We start from the raw sequence: 11,457 nt of genomic DNA, 5'->3' as shown, positions 1-11,457 counted from the left end.
AGCCGCATTAACCGTCGCTGATTTTAAAATTTCTTGTGATGTCATATCGGCTTTATATCTATCATTAAAGGATAACAACCAATTCAACACAAAGCATTTAATTTGTTGTTTTATAAGGCTAATCCAAAAGAAGACGGTGCTTTATCATCGGTCTACAATATATGCTGTACTTATCAGATGAAATTTAAATTGTCATATTGACTATGCACAATAAAGTTGAGCTTATTTACCACCTTTGTCAAAAAAACTTTTATTTTTTGTGACTATTTAGTAAACAGTCTAGTCTATAGACTATTGTTCTTTATAAAAACAGGAAATCAAACATGAAAATAGCAATCTTATCTAGAAACAAGAAGTTGTACTCGACTCGTCGTTTAAAAGAAGCGGGTGAAGCGCTGGGTCACCAAGTTGACGTTATCGATACACTGCATTGTTATATGGATATCACTAGTGATAGATCTGTTGTGCGCTATAAAGGTAAAGAGCTGCCACAGTACGACGCTATTATACCGCGTATTGGCGCATCAATTTCTTTCTATGGCACCGCGGTAGTCCGTCAATTTGAAATGACCGGTGCTTTTAGTGTCAATGAATCTGTAGCGATTAGTCGCTCTAGAGACAAGTTACGCTCTATGCAACTCCTGTCAAGAAAAGGCATCGGCTTACCAAGAACAGGCTTTGCTAATCGTCCTGATAATGTAAAAGATTTAATTAAGAACGTCGGTGGCGCACCTTGCGTGATTAAGTTACTTGAGGGTACACAAGGTATTGGAGTCGTACTTGCTGAAACAACTAAATCAGCAGAAGCGATTGTTGAAGCATTTATGGGTTTAAATGCTGATATTTTAATTCAAGAGTTTATCAAAGAAGCCGGTGGTGCTGATATTCGATGTTTTGTTGTTGGAGACCGTGTTGTTGCCGCAATGAAGCGTCAAGGCGCCGAGGGTGAATTTAGATCAAATTTACACCGCGGCGGTTCAGCGGTACTCGTTAAACTGACCCCAGAAGAAAGAGCAACGGCCGTATCGGCAGCAAACATTATGGGGCTGAACGTTTGTGGCGTTGATTTACTGCGCGCCGAACGTGGCCCAGTGGTCATGGAAGTAAATTCTTCACCGGGTTTAGCCGGTATTGAAGCCGCGACTGAAAAGGATGTTGCCACCATGATCTTCAAGTTTATTGAGAAAAAGTTTATTGAAAAGAATGCTAGCGCTAAATCCAATCGAAATCGCACCCAAGGTAAAGGGTGATCTCCACGTTTAATCTCGATAACTTAGGGTCGTGACAGCCGATATTTCAGTCTTCACGACCACAACATTCTCTGAGTTCACTTAATAACGGTCAATGCATTGACATACCACATGACCTTAACTTGAAGAGAATATTTACGGTTTTCTGCTTTCAAGCCAACGATAAAATGAGCTGTCGTTGGTTTGTATACATCATTGCAAGAATGCTTACTAGCCTATGGATTAGACGTTTTCTATCATTCAAAAACAAGATAAAAAACTATCAATGATATTCATAATAAAATCACTAAAATATATTTTTAAAATAATCACTTTTGCTGTAATAACAACACAGAGCAGTCTAATAAACATTAATATTATGACCAAGCCGCCCTATTAAGACGGCTGTTTTTTACGCGATTTTTACTATTTTAATACGCTCAATATTGGTTTGACTTTTTATGCCTAGCAGCTATTTTAATTGAAATATTTTGATTGCCTCTTTCACTTGTTCTTTGTTGATCGGCTTAACCAAATAATCATCCATCCCTGCAGACAAGCATTTTTCTTCATCTCCAACCATCGCATTGGCCGTCATAGCAACGATAGGAATACTTAAATAGCGAGCTCCTGCATTACCTTGCCTAATTGAGGCTGTCGCTTGGTAACCATCCATTTCAGGCATTTGACAGTCCATAAAAATAAAAGTAAATGGCTGGCTCTCATCACTTGCTTTAAGCTTTTCAATGGCATCTTTACCGTTAATGGCAATAACACATTGGGTTATTCCTATTTTTTTCAATACCGCCATAGCAACCATTTGATTAACTCGATTATCTTCTACCAGTAGTAATTTAACCTTTTTTGTCCAGCTACTATCCTCATTAGATAAACGTGTTAATTTAGCCGTGGTCACTTCACTGATGAGCTCTTTTTCAGGTTCAGCTAATAAAGTGTTTAATGCTCGTTGTAAATCGGTGGTAATTACCGGTTTAGGAAAAAAACCATCAATACCACTTGCCGTGCTATCGGCTAAATTATGCTGAATGCTCATTAGCGTCATAAACATTATTTTTAGATTTTTATGCACCGGATTCAAGCGCACTATTTTAACAAATGCTAAAGCATCTAAATCAGCAAGTTGTTGATTAATGATCAACAAATCATAGTGGTCATTTTCTGTTTGCTTATTAAGAGCTGTGAGCGCAGGTTGTAAGGTCGTTATGATATCAGCTTCTACATGCCAGCAGTTTAATTGGCGCTTAATGACGTTAGCGCAGGATTGATTTTGCTCTATAACCAGCACACGTTTGCCTTGCAAAGCTTTTACAGGTTGAGACAATAAAGAATCCGCTGATTTTTCTAACAATAAATCACAGCTAAAAGTGCTACCTTCACCTGGGTTACTATCAACATCGACACTGCCTTGCATACATAAGCAAAGCTTTTTAACGATAGCAAGACCAAGCCCTGTGCCGCCATATTCTCGTGTTGTTGAAGCATCAACTTGACTAAACACTTCAAACAATCCTTGCTGCTTATCTTTTGGTATACCGATACCAGTATCAGATATTTCAGCAATAATTCGCCATTGCGTTGTCGAGTGATTTTGCTGGCAAAGACGAATAACCACCTCGCCTTGTTTGGTAAACTTAATAGCATTAGCTAATAAATTGGTCAATATTTGACGAAGTCGATTAGGATCGCCAACCACTAGCGACTCTTCAATATCAACAAGGTCAACGATTAACTCTAAGCCTTTGTGCTGAGCTTGTTGCGCAAAAGATTCGGCTAAGTCACCAACCATATCACGTAAGTTAAAACTAACATTTTCAAGTTCTAACTTATTAGCGTCTATTTTGGAGAAATCTAAAACGTCGTTAATTAATGCTAAAAGCGAGTGAGCACTTTGCTGGGCGATACCGATTCGGTGATTTTGTTCTTGGCTTAACACAGAGTCTTTAACTAAATCCAGCATACCAATAACACCATTCATTGGTGTTCGTATTTCGTGGCTCATACTGGCAAAAAATTCATTTTTAGCGGTTACCGCTACTTCTGCTTGCTCTTTCGCTTTAATAAGCGCGATTTCATTCTCAACGATTGCGCTAACGTCATAGTTCACACCTATCATTGATACCGGTTTTTTATTATTGTCGTAACTGATAATCGCCGCTGCTTTAATATACTTTATTTCGCCATTTGGCCATATAATTCGAAATTGTGTATCGTACTGACCGTGTACTTTAATTGCATTAATGAATTCACGACCGGCCTTCTCGATATCTTCAGGATGTACACCTTTGTCGCAAACGTCTTGCGCAATTAAAGCTGGTCGACGGTCGACACCATAAAGCTTAAACATCCAATCGTCCCACTTTAATTCGTTACTAAGCAAATTAAGTTCCCACACACCGATACCGGCAGAGTCTGTTGCTAATCTCATTCGTTGGTTGTGTTGGCTAATACGCTGCTGGCTTATCTTTTTATCAGTAATATCTTGAAATGAACCATACAAACGGACACATTTTCCATCGGTAAACTCGGAACGACCACGGGCAGACACCCAAATTTCTTTACCTTTGGCAGTGACCAACTCCATATCTTCCTCGTAAGCACTACCGTCATTCATACACTTGGCAATTAACGCTTGTACTTTCTCTCTGCTTTCTCCTTCTTTATAAAAATTAATTGCCTGAGATAGTTCTGGTTGATACTCATTGGGCACTTCATGAATGACTTTAGTCATTTTTGACCAGTAAACATTGTTGTTAACTAGATCAACTTCCCAGACACCAATGCGAGCTTGCTGTGCCATTTCTTCCATTAAAGATTGTTGCCCTAGCAATCTATCTTTATGTTTAACACGTGTTAGCTCTGCACTTATCCAATGAGAAAACAATTGAATTAAGTCTAATTCCCTCGTGGTAAAAGGCCTTTCCGAAGGCTCAGGGCCAGAAAAGTTTAATGTGCCAAAAAGTTTGCCATCAACAGTCAATGGCACACCAATATAGCTTTCTAAACCAAAAGCTTGATAACACGGGTGATCTTTTATTTCACTTTCACCTGCATGGTAAAAAGAAATAGGCTGGTTTGCATGTAAGGTATGAAAACAATAGGTATTGCCTAAATCAAAAATATCTCCAGGATTAATTTCATTATTCGGAGTATGGCAATAGACAACTCGATATTCTTGATGATGAATTTCACTGATCAACGCAAGCGGTAAATTAAATATTTTTTTTCCAAGCTCTAAGATGTTTTGAATTTTATCAATTAAGCATTTGTCTATATCCGAGGTTATTTTATGGAGTTTATTAAGAGTCATTTCAGTTTGCTTAATACCACTAATATCGTTCTGAATAACAATAAAAGATTCTGCCTTATTGTCATTGTTGATCAGTGGCACTATGGTGGTACTTAACCATAGCTCTCGGCCACCTTTGATTTTATTAATGGATTCGCCATGCCAATATTCTTTAGCGATAGCTGTTAGAAATATATTTTTATAATCGTCTTGGGTATAACTTGAAGCGCAGATTTCAACAACACTGTGACCAAGGATCTCTTCTTCACGGTAACGATAGAAATCAAGAAAACGTTGATTAACTTCCGTTAACGTACCCTTTTCATCGACATTGACTCGATAAACAATCGCGTGCTTATTTATCGCCAGCATTAACTCGACGCTTTTTTGTTTAGAAAGTGAAAGTTCATGGTGATAATTGCTAATGAGCCGTTGCAGCGGCCTAAAAATGAAGAAGCTTATCGCAAATAATAGGGCCATTGAGACCAGCCATAAAAATGCTTCGAGTCTTTCTATGTTAACTATACGCTGATTAGTATGTTGCTCTATTTTGGAAACGACTAGATCTAAAGAAATCAGTAAATTATTAATAGCCCCTGGATTGAATTTTTCTTTAACTATTGCCTCAGCATTCTTTTTGTTTTGAGTCAGACTAAGCGCGATAGCACTTTCAGCGAAGTAATTGACCCGTTTGTTAAGCTCAGTCGGCGCGTTAAAATACCATGAATATAATTCACTAGGCATGCTATTAGATTTGTTAACCACCATCATTGTTAAAAGTTGCTGGTTAGTCGTAAACAATTTGACCGTATCGAAGAGATTTTTTGTCACCTTCTCATCAATTTCAGCCGTAGTTATATTGTGATAATGCTGAATGGCTAGGTAAGCTATTTTTTGTGACAACATTCTTTGGCCGCCAGCAAGATTAATCGTTTCAGCGTCTTTGGCTTGTTGATTAAATAATAGCATCAAACTTAAAAATGACAGGCTAATTAACGCAGCAATTAAAGCTATAGCTAATGAGTTACGACGTTTAATTTTCTGTTGTAGGGTTTTAATATTAGTCATATTATTTTGTTTACAATCCTTTAGCAGGCCCAGCGGCGATTTCAGCAATGACCTGACTATCTATAAGACAACGAGGCTAGCTTAACCCATTAATTAATTGTCGGATATTATCTCTGCCCAAGTATAGACCCTATATTCACATTAACTAAATATTAGATCAAATAATCAATAACTTATTCAAGGTCTATTGGTTAAGTTTTATTGATGAATTTCTATATGAAAGTGAAATTATTATAGATATAAAGCGGACTAAAATAATATTATTATGTCTTCTACCGGTTTTTAATAGGTTTTAGTGACGAAAAACTTTTGCCTATAGGATTATTACTGCCCTAATCAAGCTAAAAAATTATTATTACTCAGGTTATAAACTTCAATTCAAACCATACTTTTTTTAACTAATAGCACCGCTGTTTCATGTTGTGCATGAACAAAAAAGTTAATATTAATGCCCGCCAGTGCCTTTTTCTCCTCAAGTGAATTCACTTTAACGACTAAGTTTGCCTTAGGATAGTAATCGAGTACGGCTTGGCAAATTATTTGTTTGTTCTTTAATGTGTTTACCGTAATAATGATACTAGTTGTTTGCTCTACTTTTAATGATTCAAGTACGGGCGTTTTATCTAGGTGACCAAAATAAGCGTTATAGCCACGCTTTCTTGCCAATAATACATGTTGTAAATTATCAGAAATAATTAAAAAGTTGATGCCATTATTTGTCAGTTCTTTCGCTACAATGCGACCTAAAATAGCAAAACCACAAACAATGGTGTGATTAGTCACCTTTACGGTGGTTATTTTATCAGCTTCAAAAAATTCAACGACAAAAAGTGCGGCTAATTTATAAATATTACTGACCATAAAAGGGGTTAATATCATAGATAAAACAGTAACCAATATCAGAAAACTCGCTAAATCTTTTGCTATCAGGTTTTGACTTATTGCCATAGCAAAAATCACAAAAGAAAACTCCCCTACTTGGCATAAGGCAACAGCAGATTTAATTGATTCGCTTTTATTCGATTTTTTTCTCATCAAAATATAAATAATCGTCGCTTTTATTATCATAACAAGGACGAGTACACTCATCACCCAATGAAGATGAGTTATAAAATAATCAACGTCTATTTTTGTGCCAATAGAAAAGAAAAAAACACCTAAAAAAAGATCTTTATATGAAGATATATCGGATTCAACTTTCATGTGAAATTTAGTTTCGGCAATAATCATCCCCGCAATGAACGCACCTAAAGAATAAGTAAAACCGAGGTTATGAGCAATAATTGATGCCCCCAATACGATAGTAAATACCGATATTAAAAACAGTTCTTCCATTAGCGCATTCGATGAAAAATGCAGTAGCCAAGCAATTATTTTTTTTCCTATAGTGAACATAAAAATAATAATACCACTGGCATACAAAAAAGTTTTTAGCAGCACATCGGTTAGAGACAATTCATTATTTGAGAGAAAACCCATTAAGAGTAAAATAGGGATAACGGCTAAGTCTTGAAAAACCAGTATAGCAACTGATTTTTTACCATAGGGTGTCACTATATCTTTTGATTTTTTCAGGTAAGGTAATACGATAGCCGTTGAAGATAAACTAAATGAAAGCGCAATAATTAATGAGGGTATCGGTTCAATATTAAAAAGATAAAATGCAAGTATAAAAATAACAATAGCGCTAAAGCTAACTTGGATAAAACCATTAAAAAATATCAATTCCTTCATTTTACCTAGCTTCGCAAAAGACATTTCCAAGCCAATCGTAAACATAAGAAAAACAATACCAAATTCACCAATAAGCTCAAGGGAATGAATATTGTCACTGCCATTGAAATCAAAAATATTGCTTACTATGGTGCCGGTAATAATGTAGCCAATAATGTGCGAAATTGAGAACTTGGTTAATACTATATTGATAACGCTAGCAAGTGCTAACGAGACTGCAATAATAACAAGTATAGCGTCCATATTATCCTTTTAATTCATCTGTTGATGTATAGTAAAATTTAACTCATTAACGTCTATGCACATTACAGACCATATAAAATTAAAATTTAACATTTAAATACAATAACTTAAACAATCACTAACACACTGTTTATTTTTAATACTCAATTAATCGCTCCATTTTAAAGCGCAAGCACCATAGCGGTGCAATACCCTCAATGATTCTATTGGTGAACGAGCCGCCATGATAAGCGTTTAATTTAATTCACAGCTAAACCTTTGTCTTCTAAACGCAATTAAACCCTTAAGTCAAACTGACATTGTCTTTGACACCAGCGTAATAAAAAAAGTAAAAACAATAACTTAACAAATAAACAGTCTTTCTTAGATGACATTATTTTTTTAGCCAATCAATCTCGTTATAACACTGAAATAATTAACTTTTATTATTTGGCGTAGTTTGTGCAAAACAGCTTTAGCCATGCACCCTCTTCTACTTTCAGCGAAAGTTAGAATAAAAAGTAGCCCATATAACCATGACAGCTAAGCCAGCCATCAATAATTTCCCCATTAACCCTGCGCCTAAAAATGCATGGTTTGCCAGCTTATCTTTAGAGTTTAGTTTTACATCGACTGGCACTCAACTTACCCGTACTCAACGCAATGGACCATTAAGCGTGCAAAAAGCTTTCTACCCAGAAGGAGGCGACTGTGCACATATTTATCTGTTACACCCACCAGCGGGCATAGTGTCGGGTGATGAATTAAACATTAACATTAAACTCAACAGACAAGCCCACAGTTTAATAACTACGCCTGGTGCTAACCGCTTTTATCGCGCTAGAACAAACCTAACAATTGGTGATCCCAAACAAGTTCAACACCTTGACATTATTATTAACCATCAGGCGAAGTGTGAAAATTTCCCCTTAGAAACGATCGTTTATGAGGGGGCTGATGGATTTAATACTGTTGATGTTCACTTTAAAAGTGATAGCGCTTATTTAGGTTGGGATATTACCTGTTTGGGCTTACCCCTTTCAAATCAACCCTTTAAATATGGCAGTTATAGCCAATTAAACCGTGTTTATTGTGAAAACACTTTAATTTATCACGATAGAATTTCGATAAAACCTAGCAGTGGAGTACATCAACACATCGCAGGTTTAAATAGCCACAGTGTTTTTGCCACTTTTTTAGCTTATGCCCCAGCAGGTCTACTTAGCGATGCTGACAATAAAGCACTCGTAGCGCAATTACGCGACTGTATGGTTGAAGAAAACGCCGAAGAAAAAGTGAGTATCAGCCAAATACGCCAGTTATTAGTGATACGTTATTTAGGTGAGCATAGTGAAGAATGCAAAGCACTTTTTATTAAATTATGGCAAAAAATCAGACCGGTATACCTAGAAAAACCAGCGAACATTCCGCGTATTTGGCATACCTGATCAGACACTTAATGACCCCCCTTACTATTAAATAAATAAACAAAGGTGCACAGCATGGACTTATTACCAAGAGAGAAAGATAAATTACTGCTCTTTACTGCCGCATTGTTAGCAGAACGACGCTTAAAGCGTGGTGTGAAATTAAATTATCCTGAAGCTATGGCTTATATTTCAATGGAGATTATTGAAGGGGCCAGAGATGGTAACACTGTCGCTCAAATGATGGATTATGGCCGCACGTTATTAACCCGAGATCAAGTCATGGAAGGAGTTGCAGAATTAATTCCTGATGTGCAAGTAGAAGCTACATTTCCAGATGGCACCAAACTTGTCACCGTTCATAATCCTATTATTTAACTAAACCTCTACAGAAGGTTACATAAGACCTAGTTAGACATTAAACACAAGAGAAGCAAGATGATCCCAGGTGAAATAAAAACAGACCAAGGCGAACACGAACTCAACGTAGGCCGTGAACGATTGAAAATTACCGTGGCTAATTCAGGCGATAGACCCATTCAAGTTGGCTCTCATTATCATTTTTTTGAAGTAAACCCTGCCTTGCATTTTAATCGAGAACACGCCAAAGGTTATCGTTTAGATATCACCTCAGGTACCGCCGTTCGTTTTGAACCTGGGCAAGAACGCCAAGTAACCCTGGTTGCCTTTCAAGGCAAACGCAGGATCTTTGGTTTTCGCGGTGAAATACAAGGAAACTTATAATTATGGCCAGTATTGATAAAAATGCCTACGCACATATGTTTGGACCAACAGTCGGTGACCGAGTTCGTTTAGCCGACACAGATTTATGGTTAGAGGTTGAAAAAGACTTCACACAATATGGTGAAGAAGTAAAATTTGGCGGGGGAAAGGTTATTAGAGATGGCATGGGACAAAGCCAAGCGTCATGCTTTGACACCGTTGACTTAGTGATTACCAACGCCGTTATTCTTGATCACTGGGGGATTATTAAAGCTGATGTTGGTATTAAAGAGGGTCGTATCGCGATTATAGGCAAAGCAGGCAACCCTGATATTCAAGACAATATCGATATTGAAGTGGGTCCCGGTACGGAGGTTATAGCCGGTGAAGGACAAATACTGACCGCAGGCGGTATCGACGCCCATATACATTTTATTTGTCCGCAACAAATAGATGAAGCACTCATGTCGGGTGTTACGACTATGATTGGTGGAGGTACAGGCCCAGCAACAGGTACTAAGGCGACAACTTGCACACCAGGCCCTTGGTATATTCATAAAATGCTGCAAGCAACAAACGATTTCCCAATGAATTTTGGTTTCTTAGGCAAAGGTAATGCAAGTTTACCACTTGCCCTAGAAGAGCAAATTGAAGCAGGTGTTTGTGGTTTAAAGCTTCATGAAGATTGGGGAACAACACCCGCGGCAATTGATAATTGTTTATCGGTTGCCGACCGTTACGACGTTCAAATAGCAATTCATACCGATACCTTAAATGAGTCTGGTTTTGTTGAGGACACCTTAGGGGCATTTAAAGGTCGTACTATTCATACCTATCACACTGAAGGGGCTGGTGGTGGGCATTCACCTGATATTATTAAAGCATGTGGTGAGGCTAATGTTTTACCCTCTTCCACTAACCCAACACGCCCTTATACCATTAATACTATTGATGAACATTTGGATATGTTAATGGTTTGCCATCACTTAGACCCGTCTATCCCTGAAGATATTGCTTTTGCTGATTCACGTATTCGCAAGGAAAGTATTGCCGCCGAAGATATTATGCATGATTTAGGCGCTATTAGTATGATCGCTTCTGATTCACAAGCCATGGGACGAGTCGGTGAAATGATCACTCGTACTTGGCAAACCGCACATAAAATGAAACAACAACGAGGACCATTAGCTCCCGATACTGAACGAAATGATAACTTTCGTATAAAACGCTATATCGCTAAATATACTATAAACCCTGCAATTAGCCACGGCATTAGCCATGAGGTTGGCTCTATTGAGGTCGGGAAACTAGCTGATTTAGTGCTATGGAAACCGGCATTTTTTGGTATAAAACCTGCGTTAATTTTAAAATCCGGCATGATAGCAGCAGCGCCAATGGGCGATGCAAACGCGTCTATTCCAACACCACAACCAGTCTACTTCCGCCCAATGTTTGCAGCCTATGGCAGTGCCTCAGCCAAAACCTCAATGACTTTTATGTCACAAGCATCTATTGACGCTAATGTACCTGAAAAAATAGGCATGACACGGATGATTGGTGTCTGTAAAAACACTCGAAACATTGGTAAAAACGACATGATTCATAATAGTTGGCAGCCAAAAATAGACGTTGATGCTCAAACATATGAAGTACGTGCCAATGGCGAATTATTAACCTGTGAGCCTGCAGTAACCCTGCCACTTGCACAACTTTACTGCCTATTTTAAAAAAGAAATAAGTGATTCAA

At 37.7% G+C, this 11,457-nt stretch carries 7 protein-coding genes; 5 read left to right on the top strand and 2 right to left on the bottom strand.

Annotated elements, in window-relative coordinates; genetic code table 11:
• The first annotated feature begins 323 nt into the window (after positions 1-323).
• Entirely contained in the window at positions 324-1,250 is a 927-nt protein-coding gene (gene rimK, locus H4J75_RS18115) for a 30S ribosomal protein S6--L-glutamate ligase (protein ID WP_070373965.1), read from the top strand.
• 451 nt (positions 1,251-1,701) lie between these two features.
• Here rimK and H4J75_RS18110 read toward each other — a convergent pair whose 3' ends face one another.
• Positions 1,702-5,604, bottom strand: a complete 3,903-nt coding sequence (locus tag H4J75_RS18110) for a response regulator (protein WP_182222883.1) — start codon at positions 5,602-5,604, stop codon at positions 1,702-1,704.
• A 378-nt stretch (positions 5,605-5,982) separates the two neighbouring features.
• Entirely contained in the window at positions 5,983-7,581 is a 1,599-nt protein-coding gene (locus H4J75_RS18105; RefSeq protein WP_182222882.1) for a cation:proton antiporter, read from the bottom strand.
• 515 nt (positions 7,582-8,096) lie between these two features.
• On the opposite strand from H4J75_RS18105, the gene H4J75_RS18100 reads away from it, so the two are divergent.
• The 4 genes from H4J75_RS18100 to ureC are packed head-to-tail and all read left to right on the top strand — an operon-like array spanning position 8,097 to position 11,437.
• The gene (locus H4J75_RS18100; RefSeq protein WP_182217017.1) at positions 8,097-9,008 is read left to right on the top strand and encodes an urease accessory protein UreD; all 912 of its coding nucleotides are present in this window, start codon (positions 8,097-8,099) and stop codon (positions 9,006-9,008) included.
• Between the two features lie 54 nt (positions 9,009-9,062).
• The gene (locus H4J75_RS18095; RefSeq protein WP_182217019.1) at positions 9,063-9,365 is read left to right on the top strand and encodes an urease subunit gamma; all 303 of its coding nucleotides are present in this window, start codon (positions 9,063-9,065) and stop codon (positions 9,363-9,365) included.
• A 60-nt stretch (positions 9,366-9,425) separates the two neighbouring features.
• Complete coding sequence (locus tag H4J75_RS18090; protein WP_182222881.1) at positions 9,426-9,731, top strand: urease subunit beta; 306 nt, start codon at positions 9,426-9,428, stop codon at positions 9,729-9,731.
• A gap of 2 nt (positions 9,732-9,733) precedes the next feature.
• Positions 9,734-11,437: an urease subunit alpha gene (ureC, locus tag H4J75_RS18085; RefSeq protein ID WP_182222880.1), complete on the top strand. Its 1,704-nt coding sequence runs from the start codon at positions 9,734-9,736 to the stop codon at positions 11,435-11,437.
• The last annotated feature ends 20 nt before the right edge of the window (positions 11,438-11,457 follow it).

This window comes from Colwellia sp. BRX10-1, assembly GCF_014077545.1.
In the GTDB taxonomy this organism is placed as follows: Bacteria; Pseudomonadota; Gammaproteobacteria; order Enterobacterales; family Alteromonadaceae; genus Colwellia_A.
This window is presented reverse-complemented; position numbering and strand designations above follow the sequence as displayed.